At 28.1% G+C, this 26,541-nt stretch carries 21 protein-coding genes; 5 read left to right on the plus strand and 16 right to left on the minus strand.

Features of this window, described 5'->3' with window-relative positions:
* Positions 1-329: 329 nt before the first annotated feature.
* Positions 330-2,231, minus strand: coding sequence for an ABC transporter ATP-binding protein (locus B3B03_RS17830; protein WP_346877983.1), 1,902 nt, complete (start codon positions 2,229-2,231; stop codon positions 330-332).
* On the minus strand, positions 2,224-4,485 hold the full coding sequence (locus B3B03_RS17835) for an ABC transporter ATP-binding protein (protein ID WP_346849115.1): 2,262 nt from the start codon (positions 4,483-4,485) through the stop codon (positions 2,224-2,226). The genes B3B03_RS17830 and B3B03_RS17835 overlap by 8 nt, the downstream gene beginning before the upstream one ends.
* A 341-nt stretch (positions 4,486-4,826) precedes the next feature.
* Between B3B03_RS17835 and B3B03_RS17840 the strand changes: the two genes are divergently transcribed.
* On the plus strand, positions 4,827-5,270 hold the full coding sequence (locus tag B3B03_RS17840; protein ID WP_346877984.1) for a MarR family transcriptional regulator: 444 nt from the start codon (positions 4,827-4,829) through the stop codon (positions 5,268-5,270).
* Positions 5,271-5,345: 75 nt separating this feature from the next.
* Here the strand turns inward: B3B03_RS17840 and B3B03_RS17845 are convergent, their stop codons facing one another.
* The 9 genes from B3B03_RS17845 to B3B03_RS17885 form a co-directional block, all read right to left on the minus strand.
* Entirely contained in the window at positions 5,346-5,651 is a 306-nt protein-coding gene (locus tag B3B03_RS17845) for a hypothetical protein (protein ID WP_346849117.1), read from the minus strand.
* 37 nt (positions 5,652-5,688) lie between these two features.
* Positions 5,689-7,107 (minus strand): HD domain-containing protein, encoded by a 1,419-nt coding sequence (locus B3B03_RS17850; RefSeq protein ID WP_346877985.1) that lies wholly within the window; start codon positions 7,105-7,107, stop codon positions 5,689-5,691.
* 121 nt (positions 7,108-7,228) lie between these two features.
* Complete coding sequence (locus B3B03_RS17855; protein WP_346877986.1) at positions 7,229-7,918, minus strand: HAD family hydrolase; 690 nt, start codon at positions 7,916-7,918, stop codon at positions 7,229-7,231.
* Between the two features lie 31 nt (positions 7,919-7,949).
* A complete protein-coding gene (locus tag B3B03_RS17860) occupies positions 7,950-8,540 on the minus strand; it encodes a Type 1 glutamine amidotransferase-like domain-containing protein (RefSeq protein ID WP_346877987.1) in 591 nt (196 codons plus the stop codon).
* 168 nt (positions 8,541-8,708) lie between these two features.
* Positions 8,709-9,677 (minus strand): NAD-dependent epimerase/dehydratase family protein, encoded by a 969-nt coding sequence (locus tag B3B03_RS17865; protein WP_346877988.1) that lies wholly within the window; start codon positions 9,675-9,677, stop codon positions 8,709-8,711.
* 253 nt (positions 9,678-9,930) lie between these two features.
* On the minus strand, positions 9,931-11,946 hold the full coding sequence (locus B3B03_RS17870; protein WP_346849156.1) for an ABC transporter permease: 2,016 nt from the start codon (positions 11,944-11,946) through the stop codon (positions 9,931-9,933).
* A complete protein-coding gene (locus B3B03_RS17875; protein WP_346877989.1) occupies positions 11,936-12,703 on the minus strand; it encodes an ABC transporter ATP-binding protein in 768 nt (255 codons plus the stop codon). The genes B3B03_RS17870 and B3B03_RS17875 overlap by 11 nt, the downstream gene beginning before the upstream one ends.
* Positions 12,704-12,978: 275 nt before the next feature.
* Entirely contained in the window at positions 12,979-13,989 is a 1,011-nt protein-coding gene (locus B3B03_RS17880; protein WP_346849124.1) for a sensor histidine kinase, read from the minus strand.
* A 139-nt stretch (positions 13,990-14,128) separates the two neighbouring features.
* On the minus strand, positions 14,129-14,803 hold the full coding sequence (locus B3B03_RS17885; RefSeq protein WP_346877990.1) for a response regulator transcription factor: 675 nt from the start codon (positions 14,801-14,803) through the stop codon (positions 14,129-14,131).
* Between the two features lie 247 nt (positions 14,804-15,050).
* On the opposite strand from B3B03_RS17885, the gene B3B03_RS17890 reads away from it, so the two are divergent.
* Positions 15,051-16,523, plus strand: a complete 1,473-nt coding sequence (locus tag B3B03_RS17890) for a S41 family peptidase (RefSeq protein WP_346877991.1) — start codon at positions 15,051-15,053, stop codon at positions 16,521-16,523.
* 47 nt (positions 16,524-16,570) lie between these two features.
* Here the strand turns inward: B3B03_RS17890 and B3B03_RS17895 are convergent, their stop codons facing one another.
* Positions 16,571-17,743: a MalY/PatB family protein gene (locus B3B03_RS17895; RefSeq protein WP_346877992.1), complete on the minus strand. Its 1,173-nt coding sequence runs from the start codon at positions 17,741-17,743 to the stop codon at positions 16,571-16,573.
* 232 nt (positions 17,744-17,975) lie between these two features.
* Here B3B03_RS17895 and B3B03_RS17900 point away from each other — a divergent pair, with 232 nt between their 5' ends.
* The 3 genes from B3B03_RS17900 (at position 17,976) to B3B03_RS17910 (ending at position 23,197) form a co-directional block, all read left to right on the plus strand.
* Positions 17,976-19,127: a double-cubane-cluster-containing anaerobic reductase gene (locus B3B03_RS17900; protein ID WP_346877993.1), complete on the plus strand. Its 1,152-nt coding sequence runs from the start codon at positions 17,976-17,978 to the stop codon at positions 19,125-19,127.
* Positions 19,128-19,306: 179 nt separating this feature from the next.
* Positions 19,307-21,475 carry a helix-turn-helix domain-containing protein gene (locus tag B3B03_RS17905; protein WP_346849128.1) on the plus strand — a complete coding sequence of 723 codons (2,169 nt, stop codon included), beginning with the start codon at positions 19,307-19,309 and terminating at the stop codon, positions 21,473-21,475.
* 345 nt (positions 21,476-21,820) lie between these two features.
* On the plus strand, positions 21,821-23,197 hold the full coding sequence (locus B3B03_RS17910; protein WP_346849129.1) for an MATE family efflux transporter: 1,377 nt from the start codon (positions 21,821-21,823) through the stop codon (positions 23,195-23,197).
* A 126-nt stretch (positions 23,198-23,323) separates the two neighbouring features.
* Here the strand turns inward: B3B03_RS17910 and B3B03_RS17915 are convergent, their stop codons facing one another.
* The 4 genes from B3B03_RS17915 to B3B03_RS17930 form a co-directional block, all read right to left on the minus strand.
* Positions 23,324-23,803 carry a hypothetical protein gene (locus B3B03_RS17915; RefSeq protein ID WP_346849130.1) on the minus strand — a complete coding sequence of 160 codons (480 nt, stop codon included), beginning with the start codon at positions 23,801-23,803 and terminating at the stop codon, positions 23,324-23,326.
* Positions 23,804-24,080: 277 nt separating this feature from the next.
* Entirely contained in the window at positions 24,081-24,671 is a 591-nt protein-coding gene (locus tag B3B03_RS17920; RefSeq protein ID WP_346849131.1) for a hypothetical protein, read from the minus strand.
* 170 nt (positions 24,672-24,841) lie between these two features.
* The gene (locus tag B3B03_RS17925) at positions 24,842-25,468 is read right to left on the minus strand and encodes a response regulator (RefSeq protein WP_035135308.1); all 627 of its coding nucleotides are present in this window, start codon (positions 25,466-25,468) and stop codon (positions 24,842-24,844) included.
* A complete protein-coding gene (locus B3B03_RS17930; protein ID WP_346849132.1) occupies positions 25,465-26,535 on the minus strand; it encodes a sensor histidine kinase in 1,071 nt (356 codons plus the stop codon). The genes B3B03_RS17925 and B3B03_RS17930 overlap by 4 nt, the downstream gene beginning before the upstream one ends.
* Between the last annotated feature and the right edge of the window lie 6 nt (positions 26,536-26,541).

Genomic DNA, 26,541 nt, shown 5'->3' on the forward strand with positions numbered 1-26,541 from the left:
TATTTAATAAACATGAATTTTATTCAGTTTACTATAATTATTTTTTAGCATATTTAATATTACACATTTATTAATGGTAATTATATCATCTTTTTCATATTTGTCTATTAATTATTTATATATTAAATGAACTTATATTTATTATATATTTAATTAATTACTTTATTATTATTTCCTAAATACTAGGTTATACTTATCTCTAAAATAAAAAGAACTAACTCAAATTAATTTACTTAATTTAAGCTAGTTCTTAAAAACTATGTCAATAAACTTCAGATGGAATAAACTCTATCCTAGTTAAAAAACTCTATTTACTTTTTATTTAGTTATTAAACTACATCTTCTTTAATGTCTTCAAATTGACTATTATATAAGTTTGCATAGAAGCCATTGGCTGCAAGTAACTCATTATGATTTCCTTGTTCTACTATATCTCCATCTTTCATTACAAGGATTAAATCTGCATCCCTTATAGTAGATAATCTATGAGCAATTACAAAACTAGTTCTACCCTTCATCAAATTATCCATTGCCTTTTGTATTAAAACCTCAGTACGAGTATCTACAGAACTAGTGGCTTCATCTAAAATTAGAATCTTAGGATCTGCAAGAATTGCACGAGCTATAGTAAGTAATTGCTTTTGACCTGCAGACACGTTATTAGCTTCTTCATTTAAAATCATATCATATCCATCAGGTAAAGTTTTTACAAAGTGATCCACATTGGCAGCCTTAGCTGCAGCAATAACTTCTTCATCATTGGCATTTAATCTACCATATCTGATATTTTCCTTAATAGAGCCATTAAATAACCAAGTATCTTGAAGTACCATACCAAATATACTACGTAAATCTTGACGGTTGAAATCTTGAATATTATGACCATCTATTAAGATAGCTCCACTATTCACATCGTAAAATCTCATAAGCAATTTAACCATGGTAGTTTTTCCTGCTCCAGTAGGTCCAACTATAGCAACCTTCTGTCCTGGTTTTACATGTGCTGAAAAATCATTGATAATAATCTTATCTTCTTTATACCCAAAGTGAACATTTTCAAAGTTTACTTCACCTTGAATTTCTTCTCCCTCATCTTCTGACAATAACAGATTTTTTATTTTAATAGGGTTTTCTGCAAATTGCACTTCCTCTTCTTCTGCTAAGAATTCAAAAACTCTTTCTGCAGCCGCTGCTGTAGATTGCATTAGATTTGCTATCTGAGCTGACTGAGCTATTGGTTGATTAAAAGATCTTACATATTGAATGAAGGATTGAATATCTCCAACTTCAATAGTTTTCTTAATAGCCAGCCATCCACCTAAAATAGATACTACTACATAGCCTATGTTTCCTACAAAGGTCATAATAGGCATCATCATTCCAGATAAAAATTGAGACTTCCAAGCCGAGTCGTATAATTTATCATTTAACTTATTAAATTCTCTAATTGCCTCTTCTTCTCCATTAAAGGCCTTAACTATATTATGACCTCCATAAACCTCTTCTACTTGACCATTAACATTTCCTAAATATTTCTGTTGATTTCTAAAGTGTTTTTGAGATTTCTTAACTACTACCGATATTAAAAACATAGATATTGGCAATATAAGGAGAGTTGCCCCTGTCATGATACCACTTATTGAAATCATCATTATTAGTACTCCAATTAATGTAGTAATTGAAGTTATAACTTGAGTCATACTTTGGTTTAAGTTTTGACTTACGGTATCTACATCATTTGTTATCCTAGATAAAACTTCACCATGAGTCTTATTATCAAAATATTTAAGAGGCATTCTATTAATTTTTTCAGAAATCTCTTTTCTAAGATTATATGAAACCTTTTGAGTAACTCCTGACATTATAAAACCTTGTACAAAAGAGAATAATGTACTAATTATATATAAAATCAAAAGTAATAATAAAATTCTTCCTATATATTCAAAGTCTATGCCTACTCCTGAACCTGTTATCTTACCTACAAGTCCCTTAAAAATGTTAGTGGTAGCTTTACCTAAAACCTTAGGTCCAATTATAGAAAAAGCAGCACTTCCAACGGCAAATATTATAACAATTATTATGGATGCAGTAAAAGGTTTAAGATAACTAATAAGCTTTTTCATGGTGCCCTTAAAGTTTTTAGCTTTTTCTCCAGGACCTCCCATTGGTCCACGTCCCATAGGTCCTCCACCACCCATAGGCCCTTTTTTCATATTTTGCTCCTTACTCATTAGCTAACTCCTCCTTTGAAAGTTGAGATAGTGCTATTTGTTTATACACATCACAAGTTTTCATTAACTCATTGTGAGTTCCAATACCTGCAATTCTACCTTCCTCTAAAACTATTATCTGCTCTGCATGTAGAATCGTACTTATTCTTTGAGCTACAATTAGAACTGTACTATTTAATGTTTCTTTTTTAAGGGCTTTTCGTAATGCCGCATCAGTCTTAAAATCTAAAGCTGAGAAACTATCATCAAAAATATATACCTCTGGTTTTTTAGCAATAGCTCTTGCAATAGAAAGTCTTTGTTTTTGGCCCCCTGAAACATTAGTACCCCCTTGAGATATTTCAGTATTATAACTCTCCTTAGTACCTTTAATAAAGTCAGTGGCTTGTGCAATCTCTGCAGCCTTTATCATATTTTCGTCTGTAATACTTTTACCTGAATATTTTAAGTTACTTTCAATGGTACCAGAGAATAGCACTCCTTTTTGAGGTACATAACCTATCTTTTCTCTTAAATCATGTTGACTTACTTTTCTAATGTCAATTCCATCTAAAAGTATTTCTCCCTCAGTCACATCATAAAATCTCGGTACAAGATTAATAAGGGTGGATTTACCGCTTCCTGTACTACCAATAAATGCGGTAGTCTCTCCAGGCATAGCAGTAAAAGTTATATTACTTAGAACATTTTCTTCAGCATTTGGATACTTAAAGGAAACATTATTAAATTTAAGAAATCCCTTTTTATCTTCTTCAAGTTTTATTGGAGCTACAGGATCCTTAACTACATATTCAGTGGATAATACTTCATCTATACGCCCAGCTGAAACTGTAGCACGAGGTAACATCACTGAAACCATAGATATCATTAAGAATGCCATTATAATTTGCATTGTATATTGAATAAATGCCATCATATCTCCAACTTGCATGGTTCCTGCATCAATGCTATGTGATCCATTCCATACTATTAAAATAGTAATTCCATTCATAATCAACATCATAGTTGGCATCATTAAAGCCATAGTTCTATTGACAAATAAATTATTCTTGGTTAAATCATTATTTGCTTTATCGAATCTTTTTTCTTCATGTCTTTCTGTACTAAAGGCACGAATTACCATCATACCAGTCAAAATTTCTCTAGTTACAAGGTTAATCCTATCAACTAGTTTCTGAACCCTCTTGAATCTTGGCATAACTACTGTAAATAAAACAATTACTACTGCTGAAATAGCAACTACTGCAACAACAATAATCCAAGCCATTGAAGTTTCTGTATTTAAAACCTTTATTACTCCACCAATTCCTAAGATTGGTGCATAGAATACTACTCTTAGAAGCATTACCATAAGCATTTGAATTTGCTGAATATCGTTGGTACTACGAGTTATAAGTGACGCAGTAGAAAATTTATCTAATTCTGCATTAGAAAAACCTATAACTTTAGAAAATACTTTACTTCTAAGGTTTTTACCAAGGTTTGCTGCCACTCTAGCCCCAATAAATCCAACAGTTACTGTAGCAGCCATACTTAGTAGGGCTATAAGTATCATTAATCCTCCTGTATAAAGAAGATAGTTAGTTTGCATTTTGTCTATATTCAAACCAATATTATTATACTCATTTTTTACATAACTAATAGCTGCTTGGTCTATCATAGTATTAGGTAAGTTCTCAAAATTTTTATCTATATCTTTCATCATAGTATCTCGCTGTTCCTGCGGTAACTGTGACATCACTTCCAATATATCTGCATTTTCATCTATACCCATATTAGGAGGAAACTCCGCTATAATTGCTGCTTTCATGGCCTTACTTTCTTCACTGTCACTTTCAAAGCCTTGCACTACTAACATTGGCCTTGCAAATATTCCATTTAACTTTTCAATGGTTTCTTTATCCTTTTTCTTAGTTGTAAGCTTATATACACCTTCATTTTCTAAAGAAGGATACTTCTTCACATATTTATTGTATTCTTCATCACTAAGAGAATCTTTATCTAACAAAGTATAATTACTCTTAATTTCTATTCTATCCTCTTCACTAATAAATAGTTCTAACTTTTCTAATTGACTCTTTCTAATTACTTCTGGTGTAACTTTTTCTACTCCCCCCTGCTGAATTCCAACATTTACTATATTAGAAGTATAGTCAGGTAAAGAAAGGTCACAGACTGCTTGAACAATTAGTAATCCAATTATGATGATAATTGGCACCACTGAGTTCTTTAAATATTTAATTAACTTGAACATATTCCTCCACTCCCTCTTACAATAATGAATCACTAAGAAATAAACTAAAAACAAAATACTTTATTACCTATGCTATATGAACATAGATAACAATAGTATTTACAATTTATCAGTTTATTTGCAATTTAAAAAAAATTTATTTATAATAATCTTATAAAATACTTATTAATTTATATAAATTATGATATTATATTATTTATAAGTATATAACAGTTATAAACATATATTAATTATAGTTTTATAACTATTATAAGTCAATAACTATTTTATTGTGGATTTTTTAATTTTTAATTAACGATTTTAATATAGAAATTCAATACTGCAGCCAAAGGAGAATTATTATGGATGAAAAAAATTTAACTAAACTATCTGAGGACTTTTTCCTTCTTATGATGCTACTTCATAAAAAGATTATAAAATTAGAAGACTTTATGAAAAATACAGTTGTGCCACCATCTCATGTAAAAGTGGTTTTTTACCTAGCTCAAAATGGACCTTCATCGGTGTCTAGTATAGCCCGAGACCTTTGTATATCTAAACCCAATATGACCCCAATAATAGATAAACTCCTTGAGTGTGGTTATGTTAATAGATATGAAGATCCAAAGGATAGAAGAGTTATTAGAATTGAAATAACAGAAAAAGCCCATGAAGTCTTTAAAATCAAAAAGGATTTAATGAAAAGCTTTCTTAAGGAAAAGTTATCTGTGCTACCAGATGAAGATTTAGTTTCTCTTAGTGGTGCAATATCCGAATTTAAAAGAGTTATGTCTAAAATAAATTAAAATAAAAGGTATAAAGCTATCATAAAACTAGCTTTATACCTTATTAATACTATAAAATTTTATACTTTAATATTATTATAAATTGTCTATTCTCTTCTCAAATACTCCTCTCTCAAAGATTATGTCATTAAGAGACAATAAAACTCCAATTAATATACCATACCAAATGTAATGTAGTTCAAAACTATCCTTAATTGTCAAAGCAATAAAAACAGCAATACCATACCCTATAGCACTCCATATTTTCTTCTTCTTAGATTTTGATACAAATTTCTGCATCGGTTTAAAAAGTCCAATAATGCTATCATTAACTCCTTTAAACAATATTGAACATATAAACTCAGCAACTATAACCCCTATAACAATATATAAAAAATCCATATAAAACTCCCCCTACCCTTTATCTAAAGTTCATCCATTATATATTAATTTTATCATATATACATTTAATATTCCCCTTAATCTCAGGATTTTCTTTTAATATAGCACTTATGGATCTACTACCTAACTCATAAAAGATTACTCTACTAAAAGGTTTTTCTAATTTATTAGAATTTAATTTTACTTGTAACTTTTCTCTAATAAGATTTTCAATATATCTAGCAAATCCTTCTATAAACTCTTGCCATACCATATATTCAAAGTCTATTTGATTTAAATGGTTCTTCATAACTCTATGATAATCTACCATATCTTTATATTGTAGTTTTTTATCCACAAATTCTAGTTTAGAAGTTTCATTTATGAACACCTTATCCTCATAAGGAAATGGATGATTTATCTCCCACATAAAATCTTTTTTCTCTTTAGCTATTTTAGCAATTTCTAGTTCTTCTCTAATTTCACTATCTCCTTGCTCCCATTGATAGCAGTGAACAAACTCATGAAATATAAATATATATCCCTCCAATGTATTAAATGCATCCTTAGATACTACCGCTGCAGGCTTCATATCATAAAAATCTAGTGGAAAGGAGGCCAACACTTTTTCTGGTACAATCATAGGTGATTTATATTCACCTTTAAATTCATAGCAAGTACCATTGTCAGATAAATCAAATATAAAAAAATACCCATCTTCTACTACAGCTACTGTATAAAGCTTTAATAAAGATGTATCTATATCCTTTATTTTTTCATGAATAGAGAATATCTTATTTACCTTAGCTATGGTATCTACTATAAACTGATTCTTTTCTTCTTTATTCATAACTACTTCCTTCCTTGTATTACAATGCCCTTCTAGCCATTGTTTTCCTTCTATAAACCATTTATGTGGATATAATATTAATTTATTATCTACAATATAATTCATATATGCTAAAGATGCATGATATAATGACTTGTCTAATTCTTCTTTTACCAAATCATAAAAAGGAGGTCTTCCATCTTGATCCCATGAAAGTTTATCAGCTATAAATAAAGTCATCTCATATGGTGTAGGATTTAATTTTAAAGTAGTATGACAACCTATTGCATCTAGTATATTATTATCTTCTATGTTAAAAATTTCCTTTGCTAATTCAACTGAACAACGTTGATGTAATAAAAATGGGTACTTTTCTTCAGCTTTATCTATATACCAATTATTATCCTTAGCATACTGTAGCATGTCTTCAGGGCTAATAATTGCACTAATGTCATGAAGATATCCAGCAATTTCACAAACATCTTTATCTAAGTTATATTTTTCTGCAATTATAATACTAGTTTTAGCAACATTAATACTGTGCTCTAAGGTCTTTTCTCCATTATTCCCCATGAATATTCTTTCAATATTTTCTTTTATTTCTCTAGACATATCCAAATTATTTAAATTTGTGTACTGTTTTATCATAGCTATCCTCCAATGTATTTTTAATTATCACAGTATAATAAATAGTTTTTCTAAATCTAATGATTATCTTATCTTGTATGAACTCAATAGCTTATTGCTAACCATTTTCAATATTAATTTTCTATACTATTATTTCTTTCACTCCTAATAAATCCTTTGAGTAATATCTAACATTTTCTTCTGTATTAGATCTTACTAATACTGCTTTAATTCCAACATGTTCTGGACCTCTTACATCAGCTAAAATACTATCTCCAACCATCCATATATCCCTATAATTGCAATGCTTTTTCAAAGCATAATGATATATTTTAGGATTTGGCTTCTCATATCCAACATTAGCAGATGATATACAATCGATTATATACGGTGATAATCCTAATTTCTCTACTATCTTAGGTAATTCAGGAATATGATTTGAGAGTATTACGTTTGAATAACCCTTTTTCATAAAGTACTGTAATACTTCTATTGTATCTTCATATATTTGAAAACTTTCTCCTGATGCAAGGACTTGTCTAATTTCTTTTGAGTAGATAGCTGCTTTTTCTTCTGATATATTTAACTTTATATATCCCTTTATTAATATCTCTTCAATATGGTTCCACCAAGCATCGCTAGAAGTGAGATTCACATATTCCTTTTCAGGTTGTTGCCAAGGAAATCCCACTAATGAGATTTTCTTAAAATCTTCAATACCTATTTCCGTATATGGTTCATACTTACATAAAACCTTGAATAAAGCTTTACTAAGCATCCACTCATTATGAGCTAATGTACCTTGAAAATCCCAAAATATTAACTTACTCATTTTAATCTCCATCTTCAATTTCTATTAAACTTTACAAAATAGAGAGTTGTCCATTGTCACAAATAATCATTTCTTCATCAGTAATTTTATAAACATTATATTTTTCTTTTTTTATTGCTTCGAAATAATACTTCTCTCTGCTTTCATTATAATGACAGAATATTATGCCATCAAATAGCCCCATTGCATCAAAGTTTTCTAACCCAATTTGATTCTCATCAAAAGGTAAGACATGTTCTATATTTTTTGTCGCAAGATGAGTGCCAGCGCTTCTTCCAATGTATATCACATCTCTACTTAAATATTTTGCTATTTCTGAACCAAATCCACATTCATTTATCAATTTTACTAATGTAAAAGTGTTACCGCCACATACGTAAATAATATCAATATTCAAATTGTAATATTCTTTACAGTTGTCTTCATCAAAAACAATGATATTGTCTTTACTGAAGCCAGCAACAATCAATTCATTTATATATTTATCAGGCTGGTGCATTCCACTCAAAGCTGTTGGTATGAGAAGCAGTCTTATTATTCCTACATCCTTCTTTAATCGGCTTAATATTTTCTTTGTTATAACGGAATTTCCAAATGCTTTTGATGATAAAAACAACTTCATATAAGCTCACCTCTTCAAGTAACTTAAATAATTAATTCTTCGCAATATCTTACGATTGCGACTTACTTCATACTTCTTAATTTATCTAATTGTTCTCTTATACCATTTATTTAAATTATTCTAAAGTAATTAATTTTATCATATAGTTCATTCAAAATTAATTACAAATTATTTCTCTAGTAATTTATAAATTTCTTCTTCCTTTTCTGCTACATGCTTTTTCATCATAACCATAGATTCATTATGAAGATACCATTGATAGCACTTCTTTAAGCCTTCCTCCATAGAAGTTTCTTCTTTAAATATACTATGGACTTTTTTTACATCCAACACATTGTCATAATTAAAAAATGAAAAGAAGTCTCTCTCATTATACCCCTTCTCCTCATAATAAAAATGATACTTTATTGCCTTTTTGCCAGCAGCCTTCTCACATAATTCTATCCATGTATTAAAGGTCACTGCCTCACTACTCCCAACATTATAAATAGATAGATTATCTTGATTTGTCTCTAAAAATCCTTCTACTAAATTGCCTAGGTCCTTAGAGTAGATAAATTGAATTTTAGTCTCTCCATCATTAGGAATTAGAATAGGCCTATCATTGATAATATGATGGAAAATAAAGCCTTCCCTTGCTGCATAATTATTTTCTCCATAAACATAAGGAGGGCGTAGTATTATAAGCTGAACATTACTATAGTTATACTTATCCTCTAAAAACTCTTCACACTCTATTTTGTTTGTTCCATAATCTCCCCAATATTTATTTTTACCTAACATAAATGATTCCTTAAAAGGTATTTTATAATTTTCTACATCATAGACAGCACTTGAACTAATAAAAATATATTTCTCTAACTTTTCATAATTTAAGGCTTCATGAAGAATTTCTAACTGATTTACATTAAGTCCAGACACATCAATTATATAATTAAATTCATGCTCACTAAGACATTTTTTCATTTCATCTAAATCTTCTCTGTCACAAATTATATTAGTAATTCTTTTATCTTCGGTTTTTCTGCTTCCTCTATTTAAGGTGTAAATTTCATAATCTTTCTGAGAACCTAATAAAGCTTCTACAATGGCTTTTCCTATAAAATAGCTTCCTCCAAGAACTAAGACTTTTTTCATTTTCTCCACCTCTACATCTATAAATTAAAAGCTTTTATAAAAACTTTCCAAAAACCGCCTTAACATTCTTTTTAAATAAATTTTTATATTTTCCATTTGTCTATCATAATATTATTTTACAGGATTAAATTGTATAAGTATATAATTAATGTAATATCAGTTAAATATAAATATAAAGGTAGCCATTAAGGCTACCTTTACTACTAAAAAATATATTCATTTCATTCCCTGGAGTAACTAACACTTAGCCAAATCATAGATTTGGAGTGTTAGTTACATTCTTATAGCCTATATAAGTGGCGTAGAAATAGCCTCCATATATAGCTATTATCAGTAGTGCTGTTATAGTGGCTGAAGCCCCTATCTCTGCATTGCCGTAAAGAGATATAAATTCATTAGCTACACTAATTCCAACTATGGAGTGAATTATAGCTAATACTAATGGCATTGCAAAGTATATTAAAGTTTGAATAAATATAGTTTTATTTATCATCTTTCTTGAAGCTCCAATCCTTCTTAGAGCTTTATATCTATCAATGCTCTCACTAGCTTCTGATAATTGTTGAAGAGCAAGGACTGCTGCACTAGATATTAAAAATACAATCCCTATATATATACCTATATATAAAATTGTTGTAGTAGCTCCTTTTGTCATACTGTATATGCCAGTCTTAGTATCACCTAATATTATAAAGTCTTTACCCGAAGCATTTTCATCTCTGCTATTTTTGAATATTTCTCCTATTTCTGATTCTCGTTTTTCTCTATCTTCACCTACAAAGTTACAATTTAATATAGAGTCATAGGGCTTAAGGTTTTCTAAAGCTTTATCTGGAAGTATTACTGTAAAGAAATTATTAGCAAAGCCTGTGCTTTCATAAGCTTCTGTAATAAGCTCTTGATTTTTTATATTATAGTTTATATTATTTATTTTAATTACTGTGTTTTCCTTCATATAGCTTTTAACTAAAGGCACTAATTTACTAAAGTTAGAGGTTATTAATACTTCATCTTCTTTTAAGTCTATAGGACTTTGTCCATTTAACTCTCTTAGTTTATTATAATCACTTATCTTTAGAGCTGACATGTCATTATAACCTTTATCTAGAAATTTATCTTCTTTGCCATCTCCATATCCCTTTAATAAATCACCATAACTTTCTTCTAGTCTATACTCTTGTAATACTACATACTTTTCTTTATCTGTGAAATTGAACCCTAATTCTTTAATGGCCTGTTCTATAGTTTTGTTTTCCGAGCCTTCAAAATTTATAATTCTAGCTGAGACATCAAAAGGTACTGTATCCTTAAGACTACTTTCTAAAGAATTTTTAAAACTCAATCCCGTAGATAATATAGAAATAGTTATAAAGAGCATTAAACATATAACTGTTATAGATACAAAATTTGTGTTAATTTTACTACTTATCTGTCTAGTAACAAATATATTTAGTTTTTTAAGGTATATATTTTTACTATTCTTGATTACATACAATATAAATCCAGCTAATCCATAATAAAATAATATAGTTCCTAGAATCCCCAGTATTATAGAAATAGTAAATCTAGAATCAGTTATGTCTAATCCCACTTCTATTATAAACTTATAAGCAGTTATAAGTATTCCTACTCCTAAAATAAAGATAATAATTGATACTATAGGATTTTTAATCTTTATATTTTCACTTTTCTTATTAGCATTTATCATATCTATAAGTTTGTATTTTGAAATTACAAAGGTATTAAATATCATTATAAGTAAAAACATTATTCCAAAATAAGCTATAGTCTTTACAGCAGCATTTTGTGAAAATACAAATTTGTATTCACTCATGCCTACCTGAAATAACTTCGCTGTAAAAAGAGATAATCCTTGTGATAAAACTATACCAAAGATTAACCCTGCTACTAAAGACATAAGACCTATGAAAAAAGATTCAGACACTAAAATACTTGAGATTTTTCTTTTACTCATACCCAATGTCATATATACACCAAGTTCTTTTTTTCTTCGTTTTATCATAAAGTTATTTGCATAAACAATGAGTCCACCCAAAATTACTGACACAAATACAGATACCCAAGAAATAACTGTAGTTAACATATCTATAAAACTAGCTTCCTTCTTACTTATTTCAAACATTGCCTTTTGTGATTCTATAGAGTTAAAGCTATAAAATATACAAACGGCAAAGGTTAAAGTTAAAAAATATATGGTATAGTCTTTAAAACTTTTCTTTACATTATTTAATGCAATTTTAGAATACATCTCCACTGTCACCTCCAAGTAATGTCACTACCTCAATAATTCTATTAAAGAATTCTTTTCTACTATCATTTCCTCTAATTAGTTCATTAAATACTTTTCCATCTTTTATAAATAAAATCCTATGAGCATAACTAGCTGTAAACGCATCATGTGTGACCATGAGTATAGTAGCTTCTAGTTCTTCATTTAATTTCTCAAAGGAGTCTAGTAATAATCTAGAAGACTTAGAATCTAATGCTCCTGTTGGTTCATCAGCTAAAATTAGTGATGGATTAGTAACGATAGCTCTAGCTGAAGCAACTCTTTGTTTTTGACCACCAGACATTTCATAAGGATATTTATTTATAATTTCACTTATACCTAATTTGTTTGCTACTGCTTTAATTCTTCCATCTATACTTTTAGGTTTTACATCTTGTATAGTAAGTGCCAATGCAATATTTTCATAAGCAGTTAATGTATCTAAAAGATTAAAATCTTGAAATATAAATCCAAGCTCATCTCTTCTAAACTTTTCAATATCATTATTCTTAAGACTAGTTATATCTTTATTATTTATAATTATATTTCCTGTAGTCACTGTGTCAATGGTAGATATACAATTTAAAAGTGTAGTTTTACCACTTCCAGAAGGTCCCATTATTCCAAGGAACTCCCCCTTCTCTACATCAAAACTTATATTATCAATAGCCTTAGTCACATTTCCCTTTCCACCATAATATTTTTCTATATTTACAACCTTTAAGACATTTTCCATAATTCATCCTCCTAAAATACATTTTAAGTTTTTCCTTAACTTTATGAGCTTATTATATATTTTTCTAAAAGTATGTTGTATTTAATTTCATGTCATTAATCTTTCATTTTCGTAAGATAATAATGAAAGTCTAGAAGTTCATCTATAAAATTAGGAGTAGCCCTGTTTTTTAGACTATTGAAGTCCTAGGTATAAGTATAATATAATCAAATATTTACCACAAAAAAACTGATTGAGATTAATTTTTATCCAATCAGTTTTTATTTTAGCTATTATTAGAAACTAGTAAATCTTCCTAGGGGAAAATTTATATACACCTTAGTTCCATATTCTAACTTTGACTCAATACTTATCCCCAATCCAAGTCTATTACAAAGTTTTTTACACAGATATAATCCCATTCCTGTGGATTTACCAAACTTTCTTCCATTATCCCCAGTAAAACCTTTTTCAAAAACCCTAAAAATGTCTCTTTCTGAAATTCCAACACCATTATCTTCTATAGTTAAAGTTATTTTATTTTCTGTAGAAGTTGAATATATTTTTATTATCCCATTTGATTCCTTAGAGTACTTTATGGCGTTTCCTAAAACTTGATTTAAAATAAATTCCACCCATTTTATATCACTGAAAATTTTACCTCCCATATCTCCTATCTCTAAGGATATTTTTTTATTTATGAAATCTCTAGAATTCTTTCTTAAAATCTCCATAACAGCTTCTTCTAAATTAAATTCTCTTATAATATAGTCCTTACTTACATCGTTGCTCTTTGAGTAATAAAGGACTTGTTCTATAAAATCTTCTACCTTCTTCAATTCATGTCCAATTTTATTTGTTACCGTACTTTCGTTATTATCTATAATAAGTCTAGCAGAAGCAATAGGCGTCTTTACTTCATGAACCCACATTTCTATGTATTCTCTATATTCTTTTTGGGTACATTCATACTTTTTTACATTTTCATGCATATTTTTATTACATTCCTTAAGAACTTGATAAACTATTTCACCTTCTAAAAAATCTGGCTTTTCCATAACCTCTGGAAGCAAATACTTTTTATCCAAGCTATCTATAGTTCCTGTAATATTGTCTAGAAATTTCTTATGTTTAATAACTTCAAGGGTTAAATATGTACTTAATGGAGTAAACCATAATATGAAAGATAAAAATATTAGTCCACTCCCTACATTTAAAAATATTAAAATAGATACAAAAATCATAAATAGGACTCCATTAATTATTAAAAAGCCAATTCTTGATTTAAGATAATCCCTAACTTTCATTTTATCTATTCCTCTCTACTATTTATAGTAGAAAACTCCTTCAAACCCGCATAAACAGAACAACTATTTAAATAGTTTTATTTTTCCATATTTAAATAGTTTTATGTATAAATAGTTCTCTACATAAATATTTATATATTTATGGCATTATATATCCAAGTCCCCTTCTTGTTTCTATAACATCTTTAATTCCAATTTCCTCTAATTTTTTTCTAAGTCTTGTCACATTAACTGACAAAGTGTTATCATCTACAAACAAATTAGACTTCCATAGATAATCCATTAGATCCTCCCTAGATACAATGTTTCCTTTATTCTTTATAAGGTAATAAAGAACTTTTAATTCGTTTTTAGTGATTTCCAAAGCATTATCTCCACAGCTTATGGTTCCATTAGATAGATTTAACTTTAAATCATTATATACTAATATTTCTTGATTCCCTTCATTCCCTTGATTTACTCTCTTTAGTACTGAATTTATCCTTGCTAAAAGTATTTGTGTATTATAAGGCTTAGTTATAAAGTCATCTGCTCCTAAATTCATACTCATTAGCTCATCCATATCACTATCTCTACTTGTAACCACAATTATAGGTACTTGAGAAGTTTTCCTCACTTCTCTACAAATGTAGAATCCATCAAATACAGGTAAGTTTATATCTAGGAGTATGAGATTGGGCTCTTCTTTTTCAATAATAGATATTATATTTTCAAAATTAGTAGGTGCTATGACCTCATATCCATATCTATTTAAAAATGTTGCAAGCTCCTGCCTAATAGTTTCTGTATCCTCTATTATAATAATCTTTGCCACTTTATCACTCCCAAATTTATTTTTTGTATTATATATTTACATTAATTCAAAATTAAGGTTTATCTATACTAAAACTAGTTGAAATACTTTTCCAATTCTTATTAATAACATTATAACCAAAACATAGTGTAACTAAAAGGCAGTCAATTATTAATTTGTTTTATTTTTATTCATAAAGTCTTTATTTTTTTACATTTTATGGTATAATAACCTTATTTAATAGAATTATAGGGAGGTGGATTTTAATTTGAAACAAACTTTTAAAATTCTTTTTATTATAATTTTAGGTTTAATTTTAATTTATTTACCTTATTATAAAAAAGATATTTCCTTTGAAAAAGCTTTAGAAAAGATAAATCATAAAAATTTAAATATTCCCATATCTAAATTAAATATTAGAGAATTTATATCCGAAATTCCAAATGAAGATATACTAACTGCTAAAGAGCACGCTCTACTTTTTTCAACACCTCACGTAATATCTCCTACTGCTATAACCAGAAAAGAAGCTATTTATGATGTAGAACTATATTTTAAAGCTTTAAAATCTAGCTACGCACCATATAATTATTATGGTAGTGATAAATTTTTTTTACAGGCTAAGGAATCAGTTTTAAGTTTTATTGGTGATAATGATGTAATTAATGTAGCTGAACTAACAAAAACCATAAAAGATAATCTTGCTTTTATACCTGATAGACATTTTTATATAGGTAACAATGGCTTTGACTTAGAAAATACCTCTAGATATTATACAAATTCAACTCTAGGAATTTTCAAAAACAGAATAGGCTATTATGTAGAATATGGAGGTGTTTTTTACTACATTAAATCTATAAATAAAGATGAAAACATCGAAAATTATTTATATCTTTCAATAAATACTGAAGGTAAGCTATTATACAATTTAGGTGTTTTAGCAAAATGTTCTGGACAAGCTTCAAGGAACTTAAATGTTGTTTTTTATAGAGGTGAATCAGAATATACTAAAGATATTGAACTTAAATTATCAAATACTCTTTCAGATGAGTCTATTTCACCTTTTGACTACACAACTATAGATGATGTTCCTATAATATCTTCCAGAGAAGTTCCCTACAATATAGGTTTAGAAGGAATAGATTTCATTAATACTGCTTCTAAAGTAAAGGATTCTCCTGTAAGTATATTAGATTTACGTGGTAATAATGGTGGCGATATATTGACCGCTTTAAACTGGATAAATGAATATTTTGGAGTTTCATCTCAAGGGAAGGGTCTTTTTCTACTTCTTTATGGAAGATCTAAGGATGCCCCCTCCTACTACGATTTTAACACCTTTCATAAGGATCTAAAAACTTTACAACTTGAAAAAATTCATGATTTTTATTATGAACATATACCTAAATCTAAAAAAGAGCTTAATAAAAATTTAAATACTATCTTTGTTCTTACAGATAAAAAAACCTCCTCAGCTGCTGAATTCTTTGTAGAGCATCTAAAGGATTTTGAAAATATTGTAGTAGTTGGTACTAATACTCATGGTACTCTTGAAAGTTCTAATGTAGAACTGGGTTACCTTCCCAATTCCCATATTGAATTTTCCTACGGAAACTGGTTAAGGCTATATGATGAAAAGTTTTTTAAGGAAGGTGAAGGTATCAAACCCGACCTATGGGTAAATGGAGAAGATGCTTTAGAACTAACTCTAAAACTTATTGAAAATTATAATTTAAAGTAACTATTTAAGAGGTTGCCTTACTTTTTAGGCAACCTCTTATTATAAACCTATAATTTATTTACTTCTCTTTCTATTCTTTCTAAAGCTTCTTGAAGAACAACCCTACTAGTTCCTATATTCATTCTTTGGAACATAGCTCCATCATGTCCAAACACGCTACCATCATTTAACCATACTTTACACTTTTTAAGGAAGAAATTACTTAATTCTTCTGGCTTCATATTTAATCCTGAGCAATCAAGCCATAATAAATAGGTTCCTTCTGGTTTTCTAATCTTAATTTTAGGTATTCTTTTATCAAAGAATTCTAAAGTAAAGTCTATATTTCCTGCTAAATATTCCATAAGACCTTGATACCATTCTTCTCCACTAGTATACGCTGCTTCTTGTGCTACTGCACCTAAAGTAGTTGCTCCTTCTATACAGTCTTTTTCTATTTGCAATATATATTGATTTCTTAATTTTTCATTTTTAATAATTATATTTGCAGTTTTAAACCCTGCAATATTAAAGGTTTTATTTGGTGCTGTGCATATTATAGAATTATCAGCAAATTCTTCATTGATAGATGCAAATACTGTATGTATATTAGGTTTATAAACTATATCTGCATGAATTTCATCTACTACCACTAGTACATTATTCTTTATACATATTTCTCCAACCATTTTTAATTCTTCTACAGTCCATACTCTTCCTACTGGATTATGAGGACTACAAAGAATTATCATCTTAGTTTTTTTAGTAATTATCTTTTCTAAGTTATCAAAGTCCATTTCATATCTACCATCTTTACAAGTTAAGGGATTTTCTACAACCTGACACCCATTATTTTTTATAATACTATAAAAAGGATGATATACCGGCGTTTGAATTATAATTTCATCTCCTGGTTTTGTGTAAGCAGCAACAATAGTTTTTAGACCTGGTACAACTCCCGGAGCAAACTTCATCCATCCCTTTTCAACTTTCCATTGAAATCTTTTATCAAACCAATTTATAGCAGCTTTATAGTATGATGGTGGTGTAAGGGAATATCCAAAAATAGGATGTTCTAACCTTTTTCTTATAGCATCTCCTATTTCTTCTGGCACTTTAAAATCCATATCTGCTACCCATAGAGGTATAATTTCACTATCATTATATGTTCTATTTATTAAGTCCCACTTTAAACAGTTACTGCCTATCCTGTCCACTTTTTCATCAAAACTGTATTTCATTTTCCCTACCTCCTATAAAATCCTAATAAATTAATAATAATTTTTACTACTTAAACTACTATATACAATATAATTTTATCACTATTTTTATCAATGTAGTATTATAACATTCTATAGATAGATGTAAATGTATAAAATAACACTATAATTCATAATATTACATAATTTCTATGTATAATCTTATTAGATAGATTATTTTTTAATAACCACGTAAAATGATAGGAGAATTAAAATGAAAATAAGAAAAGAACTACCTGAAATATTTGAAGACTTTGCAGAGGCTAGGAGAAACTCCTTTATTGCAGCCAAAAAACTTAAAGATGAAAATATACCTTTAGTAGGAGTATTTTGTACTTATATGCCACAGGAATTACCTCTTGCAATGGGTGCAAGTGTTGTATCTCTTTGTTCTATGTCTGATGAGACAATTGCAGAAGCTGAAAAAGAATTACCGCGTAATCTATGTCCACTTATCAAATCAAGTTATGGATTTGCAAAAACAGATAAATGTCCATTCTTTTACTTTTCTGATTTAGTTGTAGGTGAAACTACTTGTGATGGAAAGAAAAAAATGTATGAATATTTAAGTGAGTTTAAGCCTGTTCATGTTATGGAACTACCAAACTCTCAAAGTGAAGAAGGTTTAAAGCTTTGGAAGAAAGAAGTAATAAAATTTAAAGAAGTTTTAGAAAAACAATTTGAAACTACTATAAGTGATGAAAATATTAAAAAGGCCATTAAATTAAAAAATGAAGAAAGAAAAGCTCTTAAAGCCTTCTACGGTCTTGGAAAACTTGATCCACCAGCGATATTAGGACAAGATATGTTTAAAGTTCTTTATGGTACTACATTTAAATTTGATAAAGCAGAGGTACCAAAAGAAATATATGCCCTAAGTGAGAAAATTAAGGGTGAATATGAAGTAGAAAAAAAATATGAAAAGAAACCTCGTATTCTTATAACTGGATGTCCTATTGGTGGAGCTACAGAAAAAGTTATAAAAGCAATAGAAGATAATGGAGCTCATGTCGTGGCTTTTGAAAACTGTACTGGTGCTAAAGCTATCGATGAATTAGTAGATGAAAATAATCCTGATATCTATGATGCTATTGCTCGTAAATATTTAAATATTGGATGTTCTTGTATGACACCTAATCCTAACCGTACAGAGCTACTTAATAGAATGATAGATGAATATAAAGTTGATGCAGTGGTGGATGTAGTACTTCAAGCTTGTCATACTTATAGCGTAGAAACATTGCAAATTAAAAGATTTGTTAATAACACTAAAAAAATACCTTACATCAGTATAGAAACAGATTATTCTACTGCTGACATTGGACAACTTAACACTAGAATGGCAGCTTTTATAGAAATGTTATAGAGCCTTAAAATATTGCTTAGGTAAAAATTAGCTATGCAAGTTCATAATAAATCCAAAAACCTCAAGAAAAATAGTTTCTTGAGGTTTTCCCCTTTCTCACTTTTATTCCCCTAGCATGTTTTTTCTAATTAATGCTATAATACTATTAATACTAAAGAAACTGGCAAGGAGAGTTTATAATGCATAGACAATATATTAATTATTCTGCAAATATGCCTGTATCTATTTCTTTTAATACCATTAAAAATTATCCAATCCATTGGCATTATTGCATCGAAATTCTTTATGTTATAAAAGGCACAATCAATCTATATATAAATACTGAAAAATATGTAATAAGTGAAAATCAAATTGAAATTATAAATATAGATGAAGTTCATAGCATTGAAAGTGATGATCCTGACAATAAAGTACTCATATTTCAAATAGATCCATACTTTTTTCAAAAGTACTATAACGATATTGAGAATATGTTTTTTTATACAAACTCTTCTAGTAAGGCTTCGCAATTAGGTGAAGAGTATGAAGATTTAAGAGTATTTCTTTGTCAAGTGCTTTGTGAAACAGTACAAAAACAAGATAATTATGATGAAGAAATCGAAGATATCCTTGTAAAACTCCTTTATCATCTAATAAATAACTTTAACTATTTAATTCATGAAAAACAAGAACTTAAAGAAAATAAAGATCAACTTCAAAGATATCATAGTATATCTAAATATATTTATAATAATTATCAAAATAATATAACCCTTAAAGATATATCTAGTAACGAATATCTAAGCACCCATTATTTATCAAGAGAAATAAAATATGCTACAGGATATTCCTTTACTGATTTTCTAAATCTTATTAGAGTTGAAGAATCTATAAAATTAATTTTGGATACAGATATGACACTATCTGAAATTTCTGAGGAAATTGGCTTTTCTCATACTAGATACTTTAATAAGCACTTTAAACTTCACTATAAGCTTACGCCTTTACAATTCAGAAAAAAATATAAATCTACTCCTGAAGTCCTAGAAAAGTTGACTAAATATATAACTCATCCTTTAGAAGAAAGTCTAGATGAAGTAATATATTATCTGGAGGACTACGACAGGTTTAATTATGAGGATAAAATTCATCAGTTAAATATTAATATGGAAAATTGTATAGGTGAATTTGATAAGAATTTTAATAGAATTATAACCATCGGTGATGCCTTTGACCTCTTAATTGAAGATAATAAAGATACACTAGAAGAACTTCAAAGGGAAATGGATTTTGAATATGGACGGATCCTAAATTTATTTAGTACTGATATGGCTATTTTCCCTGGCTCTAAATTTCATAACTGGAATAGAGCAAAGGATGTACTAGAGTTTATAGAATTTTTAGATATAGTGCCTATAATTGTTTTAGATATGAATAGCACCTATGAAGAACATATAAATGACATTAACGATGAAAGCTATGAAGTTGCCTCTAAAAATATATTATCCCTTAAAAATTCTATAGATATACATGAAGATTTTAAAAATATTCTTCTATCCTTCATGGAATATTTCAGTGCAATAGAAACTCTTAATTACAAAAATTTTAGATTTGAATTTTCCTCTACCTTTCCTGAAAATTTGAGGATTTCAATTGAAGAAATATTAATTTACAATAAATTAGATTTTGAAGAAGAACCTTTTATGATAAATAATGAAGTAAATAATATATATGATACAGCCTATATGATTCCATTTATTATTGATAATGTAGTAAATCATAAGGGAGATTTAAGCTTTATAAGGGCCTTTGACGTCCTTGATAAGCAAGTAAATATAACCAATGAACTATTCTTTGGTTATCCTGGTCTTATAAATGATAAGGGAATAAAAAAACCTGCCTTTTATGCCTATTCACTTTTAAATAAATTAGGTAATACATTAGTAGCTAAAGGTGATGGATATGTAGTTACTAAAACTAACAATCAATATGAGATTTTACTTTATACTTATCATGATAAAATCAATGATTTAATTTCTATGGCAAGTTTTTCAAAGCTTAGAGGTATAAAAAATGCGACTTCGAAAAAACTTTCTCTTAATATAACTAATATTCACTCAGATATTAATGTAACTACCTATGAAATAAATGAAAAGATTGGTTCATCCTATAACTATTGGATTGATATGGGGAGACCAACTAGACTTAACAAAGATGAAAATGGTATTCTTCATAAAGCTTCTTATCCTAATATTAGATTTAAATACTTTAAGAAGAGTACAGTTATAAATATTTTAGTTACCCTAAAAACCTATGGAGCTACATTAGTTATAATCAATGAAGTTCAGAAGCCTATTAAGATTAATTAATTTTACCTCAATTTATATGAATATATATATACTTTCAGTTAAAATATATTATGTTATGTATAAAATATATTGATTTTAAGTACAAAAGCATCCTAATTAAGGTGCTTTTGTGCTTTTTCCTATTTTTAACCAATAACTATTTGGGCAGAATAGTACTTTTTGATGGACACTTAAGTGAATGTTTATTTAATTGTTTTCAACTATAATATTAATATAAGATAAAATATTTTAATAATAAATTAAACATGAAGACAAAACGTATTTTTCTATAAAAATAAAGAGAACTTTTTATAAAATAAACTCAAGAATAATATGCAGAATTTTCAAATAAATGAGGTGAGACTAATGGGAATTAACCCTAAAATATTTTCGGATGGAAGAACATACAGAGTATTATTTAAATTTGCCATACCTGCAATTTTTTCTTTACTAGTAGCAGAACTCTATAACATGGTAGACACAGTTTTTGTTGGTAGATATATTGGTCCTAATGCTATCGGTGCCTTAACAGTTGCATTTCCAATTCAACGTTTTCTTATAGCAATCGCTTTCTTAATTGGTGTAGGAGCTTCAACCTACGTTTCAAGATATTCCGGTGAAAAACAACCTGAAAAGATTAAATCCACAATAATTAATTCAATATCTATTACAATAGGATCTTTAACAATAATCCCTCTACTTTTATTCTTATTTAGAGGTGGATTATTATATAAACTTGGTGCAAGTGACGTTACTTTTGGGCTAACTAATGATTATATATCTATAATTTTTATAGGAGCAATATTTCAAGGATTAACTATAGTATGCTCTCAAGTAATGACAGCCTTAGGAAACTCTAAAATAGGACTTTATGCTAACAGTATCGGTGCACTTCTAAATATTGTAGTTGACTACATATTAGTAGCTCATTTAAATATAGGTATAGCTGGTGCAGCTATTGCTACTGTAGTTTCTCAATTTGTAGGCTTAATTTTTGTTCTATACAAGTTTAAAGATGTAACTAAACACTTTAAAATTAAACTTTCAATAAATAATATTCTACCAAATATAGATATTACATTAATTAAAGGATTAATTGCTGTGGGATTTTCAACCTTTGTTATTGAAATATCAGATGCAATAGTTTCTGTAGTTTTAAATAACTTATTAATTTCTAGAGGTGGTAACGAAGCTATAATAATAGTAGGTGTTATTACTAAAATATCTATGTTTATGTTTATTGCAATAATTGGTATAAGTTCTGCTATGCAGCCGATTGTAGCCTTTAACTTTGGTGCAAGAAACTTTGATAGAGTTAAAAATACAGTTAAAGCATCTATAAAAACTGTAACAATAATCTCTTTAATATTTGGAGTATTTATTATGTATTTTGCTCCAAAAATGATAGGTTTGTTTTTAACTGATGCAAAGTTATTACCTGAGGCTGTTAAGGCCCTTAGAATATGTATATTCCTTCTTCCTTTAGTTGGTTTATATTATATAGGTATATACTACTATCAAGCAATTGATGAAGCTAAAAAAGGATTTAGATTATCTTTATTTAGACAGTTAATAGTATTCATTCCTTTAGCTATAGTTTTTGTAAATATTTTTGGTACCATAGGTGCATGGATAGCATATCCTGCTTCAGATTTAATTTCTGCAGTAACATCTTTCTATTTATTAAATAGTACTTGGAAAAAGGATCAAAAAGAAGAGACTACTAAAACCGTAATAGCTTAATAAAAAAAATTACTCCTTAGAAAGTTATATTCTAAGGAGTTTTTACATAATAATTATAAGTTAGGTACTAGGATGACAATCTTAGCTCCTATTATTTTATTAAAGTTACCTAATAATATTTCAAAACTATAATTCGCAAGAATTCACATAGTTTCCAGTAACATCAAAGCCTATATATTGTCCAGAGCATAAAGGTTCTTTAATAGCTAATTTAAAATAAACTATATCTTCTCCACAATTGTCGCATCCAGTAAATTTTGCAATTTTGCAATCTTCTGCGATAGGTACTCTAACCCATTTATGAGGCCAAACCCAAACCCACTTATATAATACTACATCAACTAAATATTCTTTTCCTCTACAAAGATTCTTAACTTTAATAGAAAATTTAACTATTCTGCATTTAGTTTCAGCATCTATTATTTTTACTTGTCCAAAATCTTGTGGGCATTCGCAAGGATTTAACATTTTATCTGTCCCATATTTAGGAGGTGTGCCTTGTGGCCCTGGATCTTTACTCTGTTCTTGAATTAGATTTGTCTCTAGTTCTATGGAATCAGAATTTTCATTTGTCACATATTTTAATTCATTTTCAATTGTATCCATATATTACACCTCATACACTAATATATTTTGTTTTAATTACAGTACTTCCTTCGATTATATATTTAATTCATCTGTAATTTTCGAATAATTTTTTATCCTTGATTTTATTCTATTAGTATATTATATGTATATAGAATTTCAATGCTACTCTATTCTTATATAAATAGCATTTTAATATCATTAAACTAAAAAACTATCTCAAAATAAGCTAAACCTTAATGTAAAGTTTAGTAATTCATTTTGAGACAGTCCCTTTTTATTACCAATCTAATATATATTATTTATTAGTACCATTAGTAGTAGAATATACACCTCTATTTAAAGCATCATGTATAGCTGATGTTACCTTACCTACTTCAACTTTTTGATCCATATCCTTAACTATAGAAGAAGGGTTATATAAATCATTAAGACTTTGTCTTATATCTTTATCCTTTAAATAGTTTATCAAAGCTTCGTAATGATTTTTCACATTCTTGAAATTACTATCTTTTAAATAATTATCATCATTATTAGATAATGCTATAAATTTAATATCCTTAATTTGATTATTAGCTAAAGTAAATTCAACTGTTAATTCATCCTCATCTATATATGAACCACGATATATACCGTTAGAATAATTATTGTTAGTTAAGTCCATACCAAAGAGTGTATTATTATTACTATTCGTATCATTTATACCTAAAACTCCACTCTCTTTAATTCCGTTATTATTAGTTGCATTATTAGCTATTCCATTTTTAGTTTGATTCTGAGCAATTTCACCACCAGTATTTTTATTATTTCTTGCAGTGCCATTATTAGTACATCCTACAAGTCCTGTGGTTAATGCTATTGTTGCAATTAAAAGCGCTATTTTTTTCATAATAAACCTCCTATGCATATTTTTATAATTATAGTATAAGCATATACACAGTTATTATTCTTTTATTGCTTTTCCTATTATATCCTTTCTTTCTACAATATATAAGGATAATTAAATTTTTTAATTTCTAATAAATTAAAGTTATATTTATTTTTAAATATAGAATTTTTTCACTTTATATTGTTAAAATAAAATATTGCAAGTTGTGTTCTATCTCTAAGATTTAATTTTTCTAAAATACTACTTATATAGTTTCTTATTGTACCTTCACTCAAAAATAATTTTGCTGATATTTCTTTATTTGAAAGTCCTTTAGAAACTAAAGTGATTATTTCAATGTCTCTATCAATTAAATCATACTTTGATATATCTTTTTTATTTTCAGTACTATTTAACATGGTAGGAATTTTAGATATAATTTCTTGTCCAAAAACACTTTGTCCAAGTTCTACTGCCTTTAAGGCAGGTACTATGCTTTCAAAATGTTGTTTTAAAATATATCCCTTAGCACCAACTTTTAATGCAGTTATAATATATTCATCATCCTCAAAAGTGGTTAAAAATAATATTCTCCCCTCATTATGAGATTTTAAAATCTTCTGTGCAGCCTCTAGCCCTGACATTCCCCCCATACGAATATCCATAAGTAATATATCTGGAGTATACTTATTATACAGCTCTATAGCTTCTTCACCACTATATCCAAGAGATATAACTTTTATATCACTTGATGTCTCTATGATTGTCTTTAATGATGCTGCTATAAGCTTATCATCATCTATAATAATTATTCTCATAGTTTCCCCTCCTTCATAATAGAAATAAATATTTTAAACCCTTTTGAATTATCAAAATTCACAATACCATTTAGGCTATTTACTCTCTTTTCAATGCTTTGTAATCCCATTCCACCATCCATACTTACCTTCTTTTTACTTCCATCATCTAAAATAATTACTTGATATAATTTTGGATGTTCATATAAACTTACAGTTACTGTGGTTGCATTTGAATGTTTTATTATATTAGATAGTGCCTCTTTTACAATAGCAATAATAGCATATTTAATCTTAACATCTGGATTAGAAGAAAACTCATAATTTAAAGTAGCCTTACAAAACTTAAATTCATTTATAAGCTTTGAAAGTTGTACATATAAGTCAATAGAATCTTCATGTAAATTATGAACACTACTTCTAATAGAATCCATACCTTGGTCCAAGGTAGATTTAATGTCCTCTAGAAGCCTTTTTGTTTGTTCCTCTTTAGTAACTACCATAATAGCACCAATTTGCAATATAGAGCTAGTTAAAAGGTGTCCTACATTATCGTGAATTTCTCTTGAAATACGATTTCTCTCCTTTAATGTTGCAAAATTGACTTCAAAATCTTGTTTATATTGTAATTCCTTTACTTTCTCTTCTAATACTATAGATATCTCAGTTAAATCATCTCTTTGTTTTATAAATTTATCATGCAATTTTTCATATTTCACAGTATTAAACTTTAAGGTTGCTGACGTAATAAGAAGTCCAAGAATCATTATACTAATAATATGTGAGTATTTATGTATATTCATAAGGTACGGAATTAAAGTTAAGATGCATATATATTTATACTTTGAAAAAATAGTATCATAAAATATTATAGGAATGCCCATAAGAAATTCAGGATATAAAATGCAAAGGATACTATATATTATTAATACTATTACATTTAATTTATCCTGGCTAAAATATTCTAGAAAACAAGTTATTGCCACTGTAACTAAAATGGGTAAGATTAATTTTTCTATACTATAATTTTCTATAAGTAATAATGCCGAACCTATAATCAAAATAATTTTATTTAATATATTATTCATCTATAC

Source organism: Clostridium sp. UBA5712 (genome assembly GCF_002419845.1).
Lineage (GTDB): Bacteria > Bacillota > Clostridia > Clostridiales > Clostridiaceae > Clostridium_J > Clostridium_J sulfidigenes.

Excerpts from the sequence above, each read along its gene's own strand:
- B3B03_RS17830 (WP_346877983.1), bottom strand. The coding sequence starts at position 2,231 with ATGAGTAAGGAGCAAAATATGAAAAAAGGGCCTATGGGTGGTGGAGGA.
- B3B03_RS17835 (WP_346849115.1), bottom strand. The coding sequence starts at position 4,485 with ATGTTCAAGTTAATTAAATATTTAAAGAACTCAGTGGTGCCAATTATC.
- B3B03_RS17840 (WP_346877984.1), top strand. The coding sequence starts at position 4,827 with ATGGATGAAAAAAATTTAACTAAACTATCTGAGGACTTTTTCCTTCTT.
- B3B03_RS17845 (WP_346849117.1), bottom strand. The coding sequence starts at position 5,651 with ATGGATTTTTTATATATTGTTATAGGGGTTATAGTTGCTGAGTTTATA.
- B3B03_RS17850 (WP_346877985.1), bottom strand. The coding sequence starts at position 7,107 with ATGATAAAACAGTACACAAATTTAAATAATTTGGATATGTCTAGAGAA.
- B3B03_RS17855 (WP_346877986.1), bottom strand. The coding sequence starts at position 7,918 with ATGAGTAAGTTAATATTTTGGGATTTTCAAGGTACATTAGCTCATAAT.
- B3B03_RS17860 (WP_346877987.1), bottom strand. The coding sequence starts at position 8,540 with ATGAAGTTGTTTTTATCATCAAAAGCATTTGGAAATTCCGTTATAACA.
- B3B03_RS17865 (WP_346877988.1), bottom strand. The coding sequence starts at position 9,677 with ATGAAAAAAGTCTTAGTTCTTGGAGGAAGCTATTTTATAGGAAAAGCC.
- B3B03_RS17870 (WP_346849156.1), bottom strand. The coding sequence starts at position 11,946 with ATGTATTCTAAAATTGCATTAAATAATGTAAAGAAAAGTTTTAAAGAC.
- B3B03_RS17875 (WP_346877989.1), bottom strand. The coding sequence starts at position 12,703 with ATGGAAAATGTCTTAAAGGTTGTAAATATAGAAAAATATTATGGTGGA.
- B3B03_RS17880 (WP_346849124.1), bottom strand. The coding sequence starts at position 13,989 with ATGAAAGTTAGGGATTATCTTAAATCAAGAATTGGCTTTTTAATAATT.
- B3B03_RS17895 (WP_346877992.1), bottom strand. The coding sequence starts at position 17,743 with ATGAAATACAGTTTTGATGAAAAAGTGGACAGGATAGGCAGTAACTGT.
- B3B03_RS17900 (WP_346877993.1), top strand. The coding sequence starts at position 17,976 with ATGAAAATAAGAAAAGAACTACCTGAAATATTTGAAGACTTTGCAGAG.
- B3B03_RS17905 (WP_346849128.1), top strand. The coding sequence starts at position 19,307 with ATGCATAGACAATATATTAATTATTCTGCAAATATGCCTGTATCTATT.
- B3B03_RS17910 (WP_346849129.1), top strand. The coding sequence starts at position 21,821 with ATGGGAATTAACCCTAAAATATTTTCGGATGGAAGAACATACAGAGTA.
- B3B03_RS17915 (WP_346849130.1), bottom strand. The coding sequence starts at position 23,803 with ATGGATACAATTGAAAATGAATTAAAATATGTGACAAATGAAAATTCT.
- B3B03_RS17920 (WP_346849131.1), bottom strand. The coding sequence starts at position 24,671 with ATGAAAAAAATAGCGCTTTTAATTGCAACAATAGCATTAACCACAGGA.
- B3B03_RS17925 (WP_035135308.1), bottom strand. The coding sequence starts at position 25,468 with ATGAGAATAATTATTATAGATGATGATAAGCTTATAGCAGCATCATTA.
- B3B03_RS17930 (WP_346849132.1), bottom strand. The coding sequence starts at position 26,535 with ATGAATAATATATTAAATAAAATTATTTTGATTATAGGTTCGGCATTA.